Origin of the sequence: Amycolatopsis sp. VC5-11 (assembly GCF_037034185.1) — a bacterium.
Taxonomy (GTDB): domain Bacteria; phylum Actinomycetota; class Actinomycetes; order Mycobacteriales; family Pseudonocardiaceae; genus Amycolatopsis; species Amycolatopsis nivea.
The window spans coordinates 82,478-99,613 of sequence record NZ_JBAGKF010000009.1; the positions used below are offsets into that span (position 1 = coordinate 82,478).

The window sequence follows — 17,136 nt, forward strand, 5'->3', positions numbered from 1 at the left end:
ATCAGCTGCAGCCGGACGTCGCCCCGCAGCCCTCGCAGGCGTAGCACGATCCCGCAGGCCGCATCTTCGTGCCGCAGGTCATGCAGAGCGGTGCGTCCGCGGCCTTGCCGAGGTGCAGTTCCATCAGCTCGGCGGTGCTGTGCGCGTCACGTCCCGAAGTGTCCGTTGTGGACTCTTCGGTGCGGGCTGGCGACGCGTCGACACTGCTGCGCAGCGCGTCGATGTCGAGGCTCTGGCCGCCGTAGTTCGCCTCGACCTCGGCCGAGCGCTCGTCCGCGGTGAAAATGCCCAGCTGCGCGCGCTTTTCGTACGGCAGGTAGTCGAGCGCCAGGCGGCGGAACAGGTAGTCCATGACGCTCGTGGCGATCCGGATGTCCGGGTCGTCGGTCATGCCTGCCGGTTCGAAGCGCAGGTTCGAGAACTTCGAGACGTAGAACTCGAGCGGGATGCCGTGCTGCAGGCCGACCGAGATGGACATCGAGAAGGCGTCCATCACGCCGGACAGCGTGGAACCCTGCTTGCCGAGCTTCACGAAGATCTCGCCGAGGCCGTCGTCCGGATACGAGCCCGCGTGCAGGTAGCCCTCGGCGCCGCCAACGGTGAACGACACCGTCTGGCTCGGGCGCTTCTTCGGCAGGCGGCGGCGCACCGGGCGGTATTCGACAACCTTCTCCGGCTCGGTCTCCGCCGCGGCTTCCTTCTTCTTCCCCGTCGACAGCGGCTGGCCGACCTTGCAGTTGTCGCGGTAGATCGCGAGCGCCTTGAGGCCGAGTTTCCAGCCCTGGAAGTAGATCTCCTCGACGTCCTCGACGGTCGCCGACTCCGGCATGTTGACCGTCTTCGAGATCGCGCCCGAGATGAACGGCTGCACCGCGGCCATCATCCGCACGTGGCCCATCGGCGCGATGGACCGGTCGCCGACCGCGCAGTCGAACACCTCGTAGTGCTCGGGACGCAGGCCCGGCGCGTCGACCACGTGGCCATGCTGCGCGACGTACTCGACGATCGCCTCGACCTGCTCGGCCTGGTAGCCCAGCACCTGCAGCGCGCGCGGCACGGTCTGGTTCACGATCTGCATCGACCCGCCGCCGACGAGCTTCTTGAACTTCACCAGCGAAAAGTCCGGCTCGATGCCCGTGGTGTCGCAGTCCATCATGAAGCCGATGGTGCCGGTGGGCGCGAGCACCGAGGCCTGCGCGTTGCGCCAGCCGTTGCGGGTGCCGAGCTCGATGCCCTTCTGCCACTCCTCCGACGCGAGCGCGCGGACCGCGGCGTCGTTGCTGTGATAGGTGCGGACGAGCTCGTTGGCCGCGGCGTGCTTGCGCATGACGCGCTGGTGCGCTTCGGCGTTGCGCGCGTAGCCCTCGTACGGCCCGACGACGCCGGCCAGCTCGGCCGAACGACGGTAGGACACGCCGGTCATCAGGGACGTAATCGCGGCAGCGAGCGCGCGGCCGCCCTCGGAGTCGTACGCGTGGCCCAGCGCCATCAGCAGCGCGCCGAGGTTGGCGTAGCCGATGCCGAGCTGGCGGAACTTGCGCGTGGTGTCGGCGATCGGCTCGGTCGGGAAGTCGGCGAAGCAGATCGAGATGTCCATCGCGGTGATGACGAACTCGACGGCCTTCGCGAACAGCGGCGCGTCGAACGTGCCCTCCTCGGACACGAACTTCAGCAGGTTGAGCGACGCGAGGTTGCAGCTCGAGTTGTCGAGGTGCATGTACTCGCTGCACGGGTTCGACGCGGTGATCCGGCCCGATTCGGGGCAGGTGTGCCAGTCGTTGATCGTGCTGTCGTACTGGACGCCCGGGTCGGCGCATTCCCACGCCGCCTGCGCCATGCTGCGGAACAGCTTCTTCGCGTCGGTGCGGTCGATGACCTCGCCGGTGAGGCGGGCGCGCAGGCCGAAGTCGGTGCCGTTCTCGACGGCGTGCATGAACTCGTCGGACACGCGGACCGAGTTGTTCGCGTTCTGGTACTGCACCGAGGAAATGTCGGAGCCGGAGAGGTCCATGTCGAACCCGGCGTCGCGGAGGACCTTGATCTTTTCCTCTTCGCGGGCCTTGGTCTGGATGAATTCCTCGATGTCCGGGTGGTCGACGTCGAGCACGACCATCTTCGCCGCGCGCCGGGTCGCCCCGCCGGACTTGATGGTGCCCGCGGACGCGTCGGCTCCGCGCATGAAAGAGACCGGGCCGGACGCGGTGCCGCCGGAGGTGAGCAGTTCCTTCGAGGACCGGATGCGCGAGAGGTTGAGGCCCGCGCCGGAACCGCCCTTGAAGATCAGGCCTTCCTCGCGGTACCAGTTGAGGATCGACTCCATCGTGTCGTCGACGGCGAGGATGAAGCAGGCGGACACCTGCTGCTTCGAGGACGTGCCGACGTTGAACCACACCGGGGAGTTGAAGCTGAAGACCTGGTGCAGCAGCATCCAGGTGAGCTCGTGCTCGAAGATCTCGAGGTCGGACGGACCGGCGAAGTAGTCGTGCTCGGCGGCGGCCTTCACGTAGGTGCGCACCACGCGGTCGATGAGCTGCTTGAGGCTGCTCTCGCGCTGCGGGCTGCCGACCGCGCCGCGGAAGTACTTGCTGGTGACGATGTTGGTCGCGTTGACCGACCAGAACTCGGGGAATTCGACCCCGCGCTGCTCGAAGTTGACGCTGCCGTCGCGCCAGTTGGTCATGACGACGTCGCGGGTCTCCCACGCGACCTCGTCGTAGGGGTGGGTCCCCTCGGTGGTGAAGACCCGCCGGACGGTGAGGCCCTTGTTCGGCTTCTTGTTCTGTCCGGCCGCGGCGCCGGTTCCCACGGTTTCGGTCATGCGGTCCTGTCCCTCGCTCCCCGCGACCCGGTGACGGCTCAGTCGTCGCCGGCGCGCTCGCCTTCCTGGTCCTCCGCAGTTCCCGCCATGGCTTTCCGCAGGTCGGAGATCTCCTTCTCGAAGTCCTCGACCGAGGAGAAGGAGCGGTAGACGCTGGCGAACCGGAGATACGCGACGCCGTCCAGTTCCCGCAGCGGGCCGAGGATGGCGAGGCCGACCTCGTGGCTGGGGATCTCGGCGAGCCCGGCGGACCGGATCGACTCCTCCACGCGCTGCGCGAGCTTCTGCAGCGCGTCGTCGTCGACCGGGCGGCCCTGGCAGGCCCGCCGCACTCCGTTGACCACCTTGTCCCGGCTGAACTGCTCGGTGGCGCCGGACCGTTTGACCACGGCCAGCACCATCGTCTCCGACGTGGTGAAACGTCGTCCGCACTCGGCGCACGAACGCCGCCGCCGGATCGCCTGTCCCTCGTCCACCTCTCGGGAGTCGACGACCCGAGAGTCCGCATGCCGGCAGAACGGGCACCTCATCCGCCGATCACCTTCCCCTCCGCGCCGGTCGATTCCTGTCCCGACCGGCCCCTGCCGCCACGCTACGGCCTGGACCGCGGTCACCGCGCGCGACCCCGCGCCTGGTGATCGACTTGTGGACATCCGGTGGGCAACTGCCGACCAGCTGTGGACAACTGCCGCCAGTCTACCCCTACCTGTGGACCAACTACAGCGGTGTAACTACTAGATATAGGGGTAGACCATAGATCGCCTCCGGGGCGGGCGCAAGAAACCCGAGAGGGTGAAAGAGCGGTTGCGCAAGATGCGACCGGGTGGTTTCCGAGAGTCATGACCCTGACGCGCCTCCTGTTTCTCCGCCCGAACCGGCCCCGGACCAGGCGACCGGCACGGTGAGCGGCATGCCGGGCAGCAGCGCGGTGTCGTCGAGGTTGTTGAGCTCCTTGATCCGTTCGACGACCGCGCTCTGGTCGGCGTTCGGCGCGAACCGGGCGGCGAGCGTCCCGAGCGAATCGCCGGGCTGCACGGAAACGGACGCGGTCCGCGACGGCACCGGGCCGCTGGACACGCCGGCGCCGAACACGCCGAGCCCAGTGACGATGAGGCAGGCCGCGAAGGCGATCGCGAACAGCCACGGCCACCGCACCGACGGCCGGGCCTCGGTACGGCAGGCCACCCCACCGCGCCGCCCGGCGACGACCCGCTCCCGGGACGGCGGCCGCAACGGCTCGCCACGCCGCTCGCGCGCGGTGCGCCCAGGGTTGGCCGGAACGGCGGCGGGGATGTGCCGGACCGCGCGACGGGCCTCGCGAGGAGGGGCCTCTTCGGTTTCGACGGCCGAGGGGGCGGAGGTCTGGAATCCGGCTCGCTCGACGGATCGCACCGCAGCGCGGCGGCGCGGCGCACGTTCTTCAGTTCCGACGGTGGAGGGAGCCGAGGTCTGGAACCCGGCTCGCTCGGCGGACCGCACCGCAGCACGGCCACGCGGCGCACGCTCTTCAGTTCCGACAGCGGAGGGAGCCAAGGTCTGGAACCCGGCTCGCTCGACGGATCGAACGGCGGCGGCAGAGCGCAGTTCAGCGTCATCGCTCGGCGCCGAACGTTGGAGATCAGCTCGCTCGCCGCCTCCGAGTCCGGCTTCCTCCGCTGCCAGCCAGGCACGCCGCCGCCCGGCTGCGCCGCGTGCGCCTTCCCGGGGCTCGCCCGCGCCGCGGCCGCGCCGTGCGTCGCCCCGGACGGACTCGCCGCGCGCAGCCTCGCCGGGCCGATCCGCGCCAGGGCCGCGCCGCGCGCCGGTCCGGCCGTGAAGGTCGACCACCTCGGCGGAACCGGCCGCGGGGCCCGGAACCTCGCCGGATTCGGCTTCGGAGCCCGAAGGAACACCATCCTTTCGGGTGGCGTCTATCCGCTCCGCGCGTCGCCGCGAACGGCGCGTCGGGCCGCCCCGCCCGGGTTCCCTCCGGACGGGGACCGTCCCGTCCGACGCGGCGCCGCCCTCGACAGGGCGGACGGCAGGGACGGGCCGAAGCGGGCGGACCAGCCCGCGATCTGCCAGGATCGACATTCCGGAACCTCCTCGTGACCTGCGAATCCGTCCGGTCCGGGCCGTACACCTGCGCCGCAGCGGTCCAGATCGAACAGGCGTTCTATCGAACGTCCGTGCGAAGGTCTACCACCCCGCACCGACAAAATCGAGAGGACACGGCGTGTCGATCGAACAGATGTTTGAAATCGTCGCGCGCGGTGGCTAACGTCGGTGACCAGGACATCTGCCGGACCGGCTCCGGCGGGTGCCGCCGGACGGGCGTTCGCGGAAAACGCGGATCCCGGACCGGCGCACGCGGACACGCGCGGGACGCCGACACGGCGACCGCGGGACGGCTGGAGGCGACGCAGCGTTGGAGAAGGACACGGTGAAGGGCACCGCGGCGAAGGGGGCCAAGACGGCCTCGCGAGGCAAGGCGTCCGCACAATCCGCGCGCGAGTCCGGCCACGAGAGCACGGGGAAGGTGAGCGCCATGCCGGAGGTGTACGACGTGGACGAGACGCTGACCGTCCGCCAGCAACAGGTGCTCGACGTCATCCGCACGTGGGTGAGCCGCTTCGGCTACCCGCCGAGCGTGCGCGAGATCGGCGAGGCGGTGGGGCTCACGTCCACGTCGTCGGTGTCGCATCAGCTGCGCGCGCTGCAGCGCAAGGGCTACCTGCGCCGTGACGCGAACCGGCCGCGCGCGGTGGGCGTGCTCGCGTCCACCGACGACAACCCGATGGGCATCGACATGGACCAGCAGCCGTCCGTGCCGAAGGCGGCGTACGTGCCGCTGGTCGGCCGGATCGCGGCAGGCGGTCCGGTGCTCGCCGAGCAGGCCGTCGAGGACGTCTTCCCGCTGCCGCGCGAAATCGTCGGCGAGGGCGAACTGTTCCTGCTGAGCGTCACCGGCGATTCGATGGTCGACGCCGCCATCACCGACGGCGACTGGGTCGTCGTCCGGCAGCAGCCCGCCGCGGAGAACGGGGACATCGTCGCCGCGATGATCGACGGCGAGGCCACGGTGAAGACGTTCAAGCGCAAGGACGGACACGTGTGGCTGATGCCGCACAACGAGGCGTACGAGCCCATTCCCGGTGACGACGCTTCGATCCTGGGCAAGGTCGTGGCGGTACTGCGGCGGCTCTGAGCTGTGGCGCGCTCCCCCTTCCCCGAGGCCGGGGCGAGGGGAGCGCGCTGGGGTTGGGGCTCGCCGCCGACGGTCGTGAGGCTGCGCGAGGCCGGAAGCAGTGCTACGGCAGGAACGGCGGCAGCTCTGGCGCGGGTTCGTGCGGAGCGGTGGCGCGGCGGGAGTGGTGGCGCAGCAGCGGGCGGTACGCAGGAGCAGTGCGCATGCGCGGTGTTCCGGTTCGGTGTTTCGGCAGGAACGGCGGCGCGCAAAAACGGTGCGGCGAGAGTGGTGCCGCACAAAAGCGGTGCGGTGAGTGCGGTGCCGCGGCAGGAGCGGTGCGGCGAGAGCGTTGCCGCGGCAGGGGCCTGCCGTCAGGAACGGTGCTGCGGCGGGAGCGGCAGCGCGCGGCGGCGGCGCGTGAGGAACGGTGCCGCGCGCGGGGGTAGCACCTCTGGAACGGTGGCGCGCGCAAGAGCGGCATGTCAGGAACCGCGCCACGGCAAGAACGGCGTGTCAGGGACGGTGCGTCACGGCGGGAGTGGCGCGGAAGAACGCGCAGCGAGTCGTGGCGAGTACGGCGGCGAGTCAGGCGCGGCGACGTTTCCTGGCCAGCAGGAACCAGGCACCGAGAACGACAACCGCGGCAATGGCTGCAGCGGGAATCAGCGGAAACCCACCTGACTCCTGCTCGGCTGGCTGAGGAGTAGCAGCACCACCGGGCTTAGGCGCAGGTGCTTGCGGCGTGACCAAAGAAGTCGCGTTCTTGATCGCCCGCACCGGTTCGCCGACGCCTTCGCTCGCGGACAGCAACGTGCCGTCCGGATCGAAAGCAATAGCCTCGCCCTGCTTTTCATTCGGCAGCGGAATCCGGACCGGTTCTCGTTGCAGGGCCGCCGCGACGTCGCCGTCCGGGGCCGCGTACAAGTACGCGTCCGTGTAGGTCCGCAGTGCGATGACTTTCCCGTCCGCGCTCGTCGCGCCTCCAGTGATCAGCGCCGACCCGAACGAGCCCACCGGGCCGCCTGGGGTGTCGGTGCTGTGGACGCGCAGGGTGCCGACCTGCTCCAGCTTCGTCGGGCCGGGAGTCGCCAGCGGGGCTGACGGCCGATAGACCTTCGAGGTGCCCAGCAGATCCTTGGTCACCAGGAACGGCGTGCCGGACTGGTCCAGAACCAGGGTCTCCGTGTCGTGCGGGCCGTCCGGGTAGGTCAGGCGATGCACGACGGCCGGGCCGCCAGTCGGTTTCAGTTCCAGCAGGGCGATCGTTTCGCGTTTAGCGCGGTTGTCGCCGGTATCGGAAAGCCAGAGGGTGCCGTCTTTGCCGCGGGCCAGGTCCTCGACGTCGTACGGGTCCGTCGAGTCGGTCAGGACGTCCGTCACCTGGCATTTCCGGTCCAGGACGAAGACCTGCACTTTGGTGCCGCCGTCGTTGATCGCGTACCAATGCTCACCGTCGGAGGCAAGGCCGGACAGTTCGTTGAGGCGCTTGTCCTTGACCTGGCACAGCGTCTCCGGAGCGGGAGCAGCCGCAGCGGGGACAGCTCCCGCGAGCATCAGGACAGCCGTCAGTGCCAGGACGACCCGCACCAGTTCACCTCCGTAGTGCACGGCCCGCTCGGACCGTGCACTACGGAAGACGTTCAGAGCGCCGAGGCGTTGGTCTCGAACGCCCGGAGAGCCGCGGCGAGATCCGGCCGGACTCGCGCCTTCAGGCGCGTGCCGTCGGCGACGTGCTCTTCTTCCAGCACCTCGCCTTCCGCGTGCGCCCGGGACACGAGCTCGCCCCGCGCGTACGGGACCAGCACGTCGATCACCGTTTCCGCGCGCGGCAGCCGTTCGGCCAGCACCTCGGCCAGGTCGGCCACGCCCGAGCCGGTGCGCGCGGAGATCTGCACCGAGCCGGGCAGCGCGTGGCGCAGCCGGGCCAGGGTGACGTCGTCGGCCGCGTCGGCCTTGTTGATCACCAGCAGCTCCGGCGGGAGCGGCTCCTTGCGGCTGCGGGTGATCTCGGCGAGCACCTCGCGCACCGCGTTGACCTGGTCCTCCGGGGCCGCGTCGGAACCGTCCACGACGTGCACGAGCAGGTCGGCGTCGGCCGCCTCCTCCAGCGTCGAGCGGAACGCGTCCACCAGCTGGTGCGGCAGGTGCCGCACGAACCCGACGGTGTCGGTGAGCGTGAAGGTGCGCCCGTCGGCCGTCTGCGCCCGGCGCGTGGTCGGGTCGAGGGTGGCGAACAGCGCGTCCTCCACCAGCACCCCGGCCCCGGTCAGGGCGTTGAGCAGGCTCGACTTGCCGGCGTTGGTGTAGCCGACGATCGCCACGCTCGGCACCTCGTTGGCCACGCGCTTGCCGCGCTTGGTCTCGCGGATGGTGTCCATCGCGGCGATCTCCCGGCGGAGCTTCGCCACGCGCTTGCTGATCCGCCGCCGGTCCGTCTCCAGCTTCGTTTCACCAGGCCCGCGCAGGCCCACGCCGCCGTTCGCGCCGCCCGCGCGGCCACCGGCCTGCCGGGACAGCGCCGAACCCCACCCGCGCAGCCGCGGGACGAGGTACTGCAGCTGGGCCAGCTCGACCTGTGCCTTGCCCTCCTTGGACCGGGCGTGCTGGGCGAAGATGTCGAGGATCAAGGCGGTCCGGTCGATCACCTTGACCTTGACCTTCTCCTCCAGCTGGCGCAGCTGGCCGGGCGAGAGCTCGCCGTCGCAGATCACCGTGTCGGCGCCGGTCGCCACGACCACGTCGCGCAGCTCGCGGACCTTGCCGGACCCGACGTACGTCGCCGGATCGGGCTTCTGCCGCCGCTGGACGAGGCCTTCGAGCACCTCCGAGCCCGCCGTCTCGGCCAGTCGCGCCAGTTCGGCCAGCGACGCCTCGGACTGCTGGGCGGTGCCTTCAGTCCACACGCCGACCAGCACAACGCGCTCCAGCCGAAGCTGCCGGTACTCGACCTCGGTGATGTCCTCGAGCTCGGTGGACAGGCCCGCGACCCGGCGCAGCGACGCGCGGTCCTCGAGCTCCATCTCCCCGACCGAGGGGTCGTAGGGGTCGTTGTCGTCGTAAAAGTCTTCGTGTGTCTGTTCTGTCATCGTGCCTCCATGGTCCCACGTTTCGGCGCGGGAACCGAACGGATTACCTGCTGGGATAAACCGAGACGTACACGGCCGTGCGTTCCGAGGCCGGATCGCGGGGCCTGGCCTTGAATTCTTCGAGCAGCCCCTCGAGCCGCCGCTTGAACTCCGCGACGTCCTCGGCGCCCACCTGGACCACGAGCCGGGTCGTCTCCGTCTCCGCCAGGTCGGCCTCCGCCATTTCGGCCAGATAGGCCTCGAGCATGGCCTGGTTGACCGCGACCGCTTCGGCTTCGGCGTTGTCCAGCTGCCACGAAAGCCCGGTGGACAGGTACGGGATCTCCTTCGCCCCGCGCGCACCGCGCCGAGGTTCCTGTGCCACGAGAAAACCGGTGTCGACCAGGCGCCGCACGTGGTGCAGCGTCGTCGCCGGGTCGCGGCCGAGCCGGGCTGCCAACTCCTTGTTCGTCATCGCTTCGAAAGAGGTCAACCGGATGATGCGCAGCCGTATTCCGGACGCGAGCGCGGCCGCCTCGGCTTCGGTGGAGGGACGTCGGTGGAACGGCATCCCCGCAGCCTAGACAAAGTGATTGACACTTTCCAATCACTCGGCAACACTCGATCGGGTGCGTCGCGACTCACTCTTCTTCCACGCCGATTTCCGCAGGCTGTGGGCCGGGGACACGGCGAGCCAGCTGGGGATGTTCGTCGGCGTCACGGCCATTCCGCTGCTCGCCGCCGTCACGCTGGCCGCCACGCCGTTCGAGATGGGCCTGCTGACCATGGCCGAGACGCTCGGCTTCCTGGTCCTCGGCCTTCCCGCGGGCGTGTGGGTGGACCGGATGCGCAAACGGCCGCTCATGCTCGCCGCCGACCTGGTCCGCGGGGTGCTGCTGCTCAGCGTCCCGTTCGCCTGGTGGGCCGGCGTGCTCACGATGGCGCAGGTCCTGGTGGTCGTGCTCTTCGTCGGGTTCGCGACGGTCTTCTTCGACGTCTCCTACCAGGCGTATCTGCCCGCGCTGGTCGGCCGCGAGAAGCTGCTGGAGGGCAACGCGAAGCTGCAGGGCGTGCAGTCGTCGGCGCAGATCGCCGGGCCGAGCCTCGCCGGCGTGCTCGTGCAGTTCATCGGCGCGGCCAGCACGGTCCTGGTCACCGGGCTCGGCTACCTCACTTCCGCGCTGTGCCTGTGGCGCATCCGCACCGTCGAAACCCTCCCGGAACGCACCGAGCACGACCGCCTGGTGCCGCAAATGCTCGAAGGCCTGCGGTTCGTCGTCGCCGACCGGCCGCTGCGCGCGATCGTCGCCTGCACCGCCACGTCGAACTTCTTCGGCGGAGTGGTCCAAGCCGTCCAGGTGCTGTTCCTGACGCGCACGGCCGGGCTGAAACCGGCCGAGGTCGGCGGCCTGCTCGCGGTGAGCGGCATCGGCGGCATCGCGGCCGCGCTCTGCGCCGGGCCGATCATCCGGAAGATCGGGCAGGCCCGGTCGATCTGGCTGGTCCCGGTGCTGTTCTGGCCGGGCGAGATCCTGGTCCTGGCGGCCGCGCCGGACTGGCGGATCGCGCTCGCCGGGCTCGGGATGGCCGCGTTCGGGTTCGGCGTGATCCTCTACAACATCGCGCAGGTCTCCTACCGCCAGGCGATCACGCCGGACCGGCTGCTGGGCCGGATGAACGCGAGCGTCCGGTTCGTCGTCTGGGGAGCCCTGCCGCTCGGCGGGCTGCTGGGCGGCGGGCTCGGCGAATGGCTCGGGCTCGCCGGCGCGCTGTGGATCGGCACCGCCGGGCCGATCGCGGGCGCGCTGTGGGTGATCTGCTCGCCGCTGCGGCGCATGCGGGACCTGCCGACGGGCGGGGAAATCGCTGTACCCGCCCCGTAAAGTGCGGGCATGGACGAGAAGATCCCGCACAAAGCCGGCGTCGACGGCCTGACCGCCAAATGGGTGCCGGTGTGGGAACGCGAAGGCGTATACCGGTTCGACCGGACGCGCCCGGACGTCTACTCGATCGACACGCCGCCGCTGACCGCGAGCGGCTCGCTGCACATCGGGCATGTCTTCTCCTACACGCACACCGACGTTCTCGCGCGCTACCAACGGATGCGCGGCCGTTCGGTCTTCTACCCGGTCGGCTGGGACGACAACGGCCTGCCCACCGAACGCCGCGTGCAGAACCATTTCGGCGTGCGCTGCGAGCCGTCGCTGCCCTACGACCCGGCTTTCACCCCGCCGGAAAAGCCCGGCAAGAACGCGATTCCGGTGTCCCGGCGCAATTTCGTGGAACTGTGCCGCCAGCTGACCGAAACCGACGAGAAGGTGTTCGAGGAGGTCTGGCGGAGCATCGGGCTTTCGGTGGACTGGACGCTGGCGTACCAGACGATCGACCCGGCGACCACGGAAATCTCGCAGCGCGCGTTCCTGCGCAACCTCGCGCGCGGCGAGGCGTACCAATCCGAAGCCCCGACGCTGTGGGACGTCACCTTCCGCACCGCTGTCGCGCAGGCTGAGCTGGAAGACCGCGAACGGCCCGGCGCGTATCACGACCTCGTGTTCACCGCGGAAGACGGCGCGGAAGTGCTCATCTCCACCACGCGGCCCGAATTGCTGCCCGCGTGCGTCGCGCTCGTCGCGCATCCGGATGACGAGCGCTACCAAGGCCTTTTCGGGAAGACCGTGCACACGCCGGTGTTCGGCGTCGAGGTGCCGGTGCACGCGCATCACCTCGCGGATCCGGAAAAGGGCACCGGTATCGCGATGGTCTGCACCTTCGGCGACACCACCGACGTCACCTGGTGGCGTGCGCTGCAGCTCGAAACGCGTCCGGTGCTGGGCCGCGACGGCCGATTCCGCGCAGAACCGCCGCACGGCGTCCCGGCCGACGAATACGAACCGCTGGCGGGCAAGACTGTCCACACTGGACGCCAAATTCTGGTGGACCTCCTGCGCGAGGCGGGCGCGCTGCGCGGCGAGCCGAGGCCGATCACGCATCCGGTGAAGTTCTACGAAAAGGGCGACAAGCCACTGGAAATCGTCACGAGCCGCCAGTGGTACCTGCGCAACGGCGGCCGCGACGACGCGCTGCGCGCGAAACTGCTCGAGCGCGGCGAGGAGCTGAACTGGGTCCCGCCGCACATGCAGGTCCGCTACCGCAGCTGGGTCGAGGGCCTGACCAGCGACTGGCTGGTGAGCCGCCAGCGGTTCTTCGGAGTGCCGATCCCGGTCTGGTACCCGCTGGACGCCGACGGCGAGCCGGACCACGACGCGGTGCTGACCCCCGACGACGCGAACCTGCCGGTGGACCCGAGCACCGATGTCCCGCCGGGCTACACCGAGGACCAGCGCGGCGTCCCGGGCGGCTTCGTCGCCGAGGCGGACGTGATGGACACCTGGGCGACGTCGTCGCTGACGCCGCAGATCGCCGGCCGCTGGAGCCTCGACGACGACCTGTTCCGCCGCGTGTTCCCGTTCTCGTTGCGGCCGCAGGCGCACGAGATCATCCGCACCTGGCTGTTCTCCACCGCGGTCCGCGCCGAACTGGAGGAAGGCGTGCTGCCGTGGCGGGACGCGGTGATCTCCGGCTGGGTGCTCGATCCGGACCGGAAGAAGATGTCGAAGTCCGTCGGCAACGTCGTCACGCCGGCGGATCTGCTGGACCGGCACGGTTCCGACGCGGTGCGCTACTGGGCGGCGAGCGCGCGGCCGGGCGTCGACACGGCGGTCGACGAAGGCCAGATGAAGGTCGGGCGACGACTGGCGACGAAGCTGTTGAACGTGAGCCGGTTCGTGCTCGGGCTCGGGATCCCCAAGCCGGAATCGGTCGTCACGCAGCCGCTGGACCGGTCTGTGCTCGCCACGCTGACGAAGGTGGTCGAGGAAGCGACGGCCGCGTTCGAGGCGCTCGACCAGGCGCGTGCGCTACAGGTGACCGAGACGTTCTTCTGGACGTTCTGCGACGACTACGTGGAGCTGGTGAAGGGCCGCGCGTACGGCGATCTCGGCGCCGAGGCGGCCGAATCGGCCCAGGTGGCGCTGCGGACGGTGCTGTCGGCGCTGGTGCGCATGTTCGCCCCGGTGCTGCCGTTCGCGACCGAGGAGATCTGGTCGTGGTGGCGGGAAGGTTCCGTGCACCAGGCGGCGTGGCCGTCGGTGCCGGTGGTCGACGGTGACCCGTCGCTGCTGACGCTGGCGGGCGAGGTGATCGCGGCGGTGCGTCGGGCGAAGTCGGACGCGAAGGTGTCGATGCGCTCGCCGGTCGAGACGCTGACCGTGGGCGGCCCGGCGGAGACGCTGGCCCGGTTCGCCGCGGTGGCCGCGGACGTCCGGCTCGCCGGGGCGATCGGCGAGATCACCACGCGCGACGGCGACTTTTCGCTCGATGCCAAGATCGTAACCCCGTAGGGTGGTTTTCGTGGATTCCTACGTGCTCGTCGTCGCCGATGTGTCCAGCAGCCCCGAGAACTCCGAGGAGTTCGGCCGGGCGCTGCACGAGTTCGCGGCCGCGTGCCGCGAAGAACCGGGCTGCCTGTCGTACGAAGTGTTCCGCTCCGACGAAACGCCGGGGCGGTACGTGAGCATCGAGAAGTACGCCGACGACGCGGCGTTCAAGGCGCATCGCGAGTCGGACCACTTCCGGGAGATCGGCCTGGGCCGTGTGCTGCCGCTGACCGTCGACCGCGATGTGCGGATGTACGACCGGCCGCGGGAAATCCCGCCGGCGAACTGACTCTGCCGCGGCTGGCCGTGGGCGGCGAGCCGGGTTACGACCCCGGCTTGCCGCTCACGGCGGCGAACCGGCGGCAGCCCACCAAGCCTCGTCGATCTCGCCGCGGGCCACGATCTCCGCGGGGCCGGACAGCGTCGAGTCCCCGCGCGAGATCGTCACCGACACGCGGCCGCCCGGGATGTCCACTGTGGACTCGCCGGTGTCCTTGCCCGCGAGGTGCAGCGAGGCGGCCACCGCCGCGACCGTGCCGGTGCCGCAGGCGCGCGTCTCCCCCACGCCGCGCTCGTGGACGCGCATCCGCAGCGCGCCCTCGCCGAGCACGTTGACGAACTCCAGGTTGACGCCGGTCGGGAAGACGTCGTGGTCGAAATCGGGCTGGTCGCGCAGGTCGAGCCCGGCGATGTCGGTGTCGGTGACCGACACGAGGTGCGGGTTGCCGACGTTCACCGCGACGCCGGAGAACGCCTGCCCGGCGACCATGGTGACCGACGTGCCGGTGATCGCCGCCGGGCCCATCTGCACGGTGACCGAACGGTCCGGGTGCACGACGACCGGCCGGTCGCCCGCCCGGGTGCCGATGACGAACTCGCCGTCCGATTCCAGACCGGCGTCCACCAGGTAGCGCGCGAAAACGCGGGTGCCGTTGCCGCACATCTCGGCGATCGAACCGTCGGCGTTGCGGTAGTCCATGAACCACTCGCCGGCCGATTCTTCGCCGATCGCCTTCGCGCGCACGACGCGCAGCACGCCGTCCGCGCCGAGTCCCCGCTGCCGGTCGCACAGCGCCGCGACGCGCTCCGCCGTGAGGTCGAGGCGGCCGGCCGCGTCAGGCAGCAGCACGAAGTCGTTCTGCGTGCCGTGGCCCTTGAGGAATTCGATGCCGCCCATGCATCCAGGTTACTGGTCGAGCGCGGCGCGGACCCGCGCGGCCAGGTCCGCCGATCCGCCGTCGAACCACCGGATCCGCTTGTCCCGGCGGAACCACGAACGCTGCCGCCGCACGAACCGGCGGGTGGCCTGCGCGGTCGCCGCCGCGGCTGCCGCGAAGTCGCCTTCGCCGTCCAGTTCGGCCAGCACCTGCTGGTAGCCGAGCGCCCGCGAAGCGGTTTTCCCCTCCCGCAGCCCGCGGCCGAGCAACGCGCGCACCTCGTCCACGAGACCGGCCTCGAACATCCGCTCCACCCGCAGGTCGACGCGCTCGTCCAGCTCGGCGATCTCGCGGTCGATCCCGATCAGCACGGTGTCCCAGCGCGCCGGACCCGGTTTCGGCAGGTTCGCGGAGAACGGCTCGCCGGTGATCTCGATGACCTCCAGCGCCCGCACGATGCGGCGGGTGTTCGTGGGCAGGATCGCCGCCGCCGCGACCGGGTCGCGCTCCTCCAGCCGGGTGTAGAGCGCGGCGGTGCCGAGTTCGGCGGCCTCTTCGTCGAGCCGCGCGCGCACCGCGGGGTCGGTGCCGGGGAAACGGAGATCGTCCAGCACCGCTTGCACGTACAGCCCCGAGCCGCCCGTCAGCACCGGGACCCGGCCCGCGTCGAGAATCCGCTCGATCGTGCTGCGGGCGTCACGCTGATAGGCGGCGACCGACGCGGTCTCGGTCACGTCGAGTACGTCCAGCAGGTGGTGCGGGACCCCTCGCCGTTCCTCCGCGGTCGCTTTGGCGGTGCCGATGTCCATGCCCCGGTAGAGCTGGAGCGCGTCGGCGTTCACCACCTCGCCGTCCAGCGCCAGCGCGAGTTCGACGGCCAGTGCCGTCTTCCCGGTGGCGGTGGGGCCGACGACGGCCACCGGACGGGGCCGTTGAGCTGGGCTGATCACGCCGCAGAACGGTACCCGGCCGGGGCGGGACGCGGGCACGGAGCGTCAAGGAGAAGTAGGATCAACGCTTTCAGGCGGCTCATCCAGTACCACGGCGCGCGCTGAGCTGCTTGAATGCCGCTGGGGCCCCATGCCCCCGGCAGAGCACGACAACAGCGTAACCCGGCCCCGCTCACGCGGCGGGGCGCCCGCAGCCGCGGGCGTACAGGCGATAAGGAGCCTGCGATGGCCCAGGAGAACACGTCCCCCGGCACCCCGGCACCGCACCCGGTGCCGCACGCGCAGGGCGCCGGCCATGCCGCGCCTCCGGTGCCGCCCGCCGAGCCCGCCCCCGCCACCTGGGGCCGGGTCGACGGGGAAGGCACCGTTTACGTCTTCACCGCCGACGGCGAACGCGAGGTCGGGGTCTGGCAGGCAGGCACGCCCGAGGAAGGCCTGCTGCACTACGCGCGCCGCTTCGACGACGTGCGCACCGAGGTCGAACTGCTCGAAACGCGGCTGAACTCCGGAGCGGGCGACCCGAAGCACGCCCTCTCCAGCGCCACCCAGATCCGCGACGGGCTCGGCGAGGCGGCCGTGGTCGGCGACCTGAAGGCGCTCGCCGCGCGGCTCGAGTTCGTGATCGGGCTGGCGGAGAAGGCGCTGGTCAACGTCAAGCACGAGCGAGAGGAAGCCCGGGCGGCGGCCGTGGCGCGCAAGCAGGCGCTGGCCGACGAGGCGGAGAAGATCGCCGCCGAGTCCACCCAGTGGAAGGCCGCGGGCGACCGGCTGCGCGCGATCCTCGACGAGTGGAAGACGGTCAAGGGCGTCGACCGCAAGACCGACGACGAGCTGTGGAAGCGCTTCTCGAAGGCGCGCGAGGCGTTCAACCGCCGCCGCGGCTCGCACTTCGCCGAGCTGGACAAGCAGCGGGCGAGCGCGAAGCAGCGCAAGGAAGAGCTGATCGCCGAGGCCGAGGCGCTGTCCGACTCGGACGACTGGGGCGCCACCGCGGGCCGGTACAAGGACCTGATGGCCGAGTGGAAGGCCGCCGGACGCGCGCCGAAGGACAGCGACGAGGCGCTGTGGCAGCGGTTCCGCGCGGCGCAGGACGCGTTCTTCGCCCGCCGCTCGGCCGTGTTCTCCGAGCGCGACGCGGAGTTCGCCGGCAACGCTCAGCGCAAGGAAGAACTGCTGGTCGAGGCCGAGAAGATCGACGTGGCGGCCAACCTCGAGGCGGCCAAGTCGGCGCTGCGGCGGATCCAGGAGCAGTGGGACGAGATCGGCAAGGTCCCGCGCGAGCGCATCCGCGAACTGGACGGGCGGCTCAAGGCGGTGCAGGACGCGGTGAAGTCCGCCGAGGACAGCCGCTGGCGCCGCACCGACCCGGAGGCGCAGGCGCGGGCCGCGCAGTTCCGCGAGCGCGTCGAGCAGTTCGAATCGCAAGCCGCCAAGGCCAGGGCCGCCGGGGACGAACGGCGGGCGAAGAAGGCCGAGGAGCAGGCCTCCCAGTGGCGGGAATGGATGGAGGCCGCGGAAGCCGCGGTCGCCGATCGCTGATC

13 protein-coding genes are annotated in these 17,136 nt (G+C 70.5%); 5 read left to right on the plus strand and 8 right to left on the minus strand.

Annotation, left to right across the window (positions count from 1 at the left end; genetic code table 11):
• Window position 1: 1 nt before the first annotated feature.
• The 3 genes from WA670_RS25855 to WA670_RS25865 all read right to left on the minus strand — a co-directional run bounded on the left by WA670_RS25855 (window position 2) and on the right by WA670_RS25865 (window position 4,210).
• Window positions 2-2,818, minus strand: a complete 2,817-nt coding sequence (locus WA670_RS25855) for a vitamin B12-dependent ribonucleotide reductase (RefSeq protein ID WP_037809785.1) — start codon at window positions 2,816-2,818, stop codon at window positions 2-4.
• 38 nt (window positions 2,819-2,856) lie between these two features.
• Entirely contained in the window at window positions 2,857-3,348 is a 492-nt protein-coding gene (gene nrdR, locus WA670_RS25860; protein WP_037809784.1) for a transcriptional regulator NrdR, read from the minus strand.
• A gap of 307 nt (window positions 3,349-3,655) precedes the next feature.
• The gene (locus WA670_RS25865; protein ID WP_336159120.1) at window positions 3,656-4,210 is read right to left on the minus strand and encodes a LysM peptidoglycan-binding domain-containing protein; all 555 of its coding nucleotides are present in this window, start codon (window positions 4,208-4,210) and stop codon (window positions 3,656-3,658) included.
• A gap of 1,135 nt (window positions 4,211-5,345) precedes the next feature.
• On the opposite strand from WA670_RS25865, the gene lexA reads away from it, so the two are divergent.
• Complete coding sequence (gene lexA / locus WA670_RS25870) at window positions 5,346-6,005, plus strand: transcriptional repressor LexA (protein WP_037810096.1); 660 nt, start codon at window positions 5,346-5,348, stop codon at window positions 6,003-6,005.
• 567 nt (window positions 6,006-6,572) lie between these two features.
• Here the strand turns inward: lexA and WA670_RS25875 are convergent.
• From WA670_RS25875 to WA670_RS25885, 3 genes are read right to left on the minus strand one after another with little or no spacing between them, the layout of a single operon-like run.
• On the minus strand, window positions 6,573-7,574 hold the full coding sequence (locus tag WA670_RS25875; protein ID WP_275291440.1) for a hypothetical protein: 1,002 nt from the start codon (window positions 7,572-7,574) through the stop codon (window positions 6,573-6,575).
• 53 nt (window positions 7,575-7,627) lie between these two features.
• Window positions 7,628-9,073, minus strand: a complete 1,446-nt coding sequence (gene hflX / locus WA670_RS25880) for a GTPase HflX (RefSeq protein ID WP_275291441.1) — start codon at window positions 9,071-9,073, stop codon at window positions 7,628-7,630.
• Window positions 9,074-9,116: 43 nt separating this feature from the next.
• Complete coding sequence (locus tag WA670_RS25885; RefSeq protein ID WP_238607608.1) at window positions 9,117-9,623, minus strand: ArsR/SmtB family transcription factor; 507 nt, start codon at window positions 9,621-9,623, stop codon at window positions 9,117-9,119.
• A gap of 58 nt (window positions 9,624-9,681) precedes the next feature.
• On the opposite strand from WA670_RS25885, the gene WA670_RS25890 reads away from it, so the two are divergent.
• Genes WA670_RS25890 through WA670_RS25900 form a run of 3 tightly spaced genes read left to right on the plus strand, consistent with a single transcriptional unit; the run spans window position 9,682 to window position 13,777 of the window.
• Window positions 9,682-10,935, plus strand: a complete 1,254-nt coding sequence (locus tag WA670_RS25890) for an MFS transporter (protein WP_134668637.1) — start codon at window positions 9,682-9,684, stop codon at window positions 10,933-10,935.
• 9 nt (window positions 10,936-10,944) lie between these two features.
• Window positions 10,945-13,452 carry a valine--tRNA ligase gene (gene valS / locus WA670_RS25895; RefSeq protein WP_336159121.1) on the plus strand — a complete coding sequence of 836 codons (2,508 nt, stop codon included), beginning with the start codon at window positions 10,945-10,947 and terminating at the stop codon, window positions 13,450-13,452.
• A gap of 10 nt (window positions 13,453-13,462) precedes the next feature.
• Window positions 13,463-13,777, plus strand: a complete 315-nt coding sequence (locus WA670_RS25900; protein ID WP_043829343.1) for a putative quinol monooxygenase — start codon at window positions 13,463-13,465, stop codon at window positions 13,775-13,777.
• Window positions 13,778-13,831: 54 nt separating this feature from the next.
• Here WA670_RS25900 and dapF read toward each other — a convergent pair whose 3' ends face one another.
• Together dapF and miaA are read right to left on the minus strand one after the other, a co-directional pair.
• On the minus strand, window positions 13,832-14,665 hold the full coding sequence (gene dapF / locus WA670_RS25905; protein ID WP_336159122.1) for a diaminopimelate epimerase: 834 nt from the start codon (window positions 14,663-14,665) through the stop codon (window positions 13,832-13,834).
• Between the two features lie 9 nt (window positions 14,666-14,674).
• The gene (gene miaA / locus WA670_RS25910) at window positions 14,675-15,595 is read right to left on the minus strand and encodes a tRNA (adenosine(37)-N6)-dimethylallyltransferase MiaA (RefSeq protein ID WP_336159123.1); all 921 of its coding nucleotides are present in this window, start codon (window positions 15,593-15,595) and stop codon (window positions 14,675-14,677) included.
• 225 nt (window positions 15,596-15,820) lie between these two features.
• On the opposite strand from miaA, the gene WA670_RS25915 reads away from it, so the two are divergent.
• Window positions 15,821-17,134 carry a DUF349 domain-containing protein gene (locus tag WA670_RS25915; protein WP_037809767.1) on the plus strand — a complete coding sequence of 438 codons (1,314 nt, stop codon included), beginning with the start codon at window positions 15,821-15,823 and terminating at the stop codon, window positions 17,132-17,134.
• Window positions 17,135-17,136 lie beyond the last annotated feature (2 nt).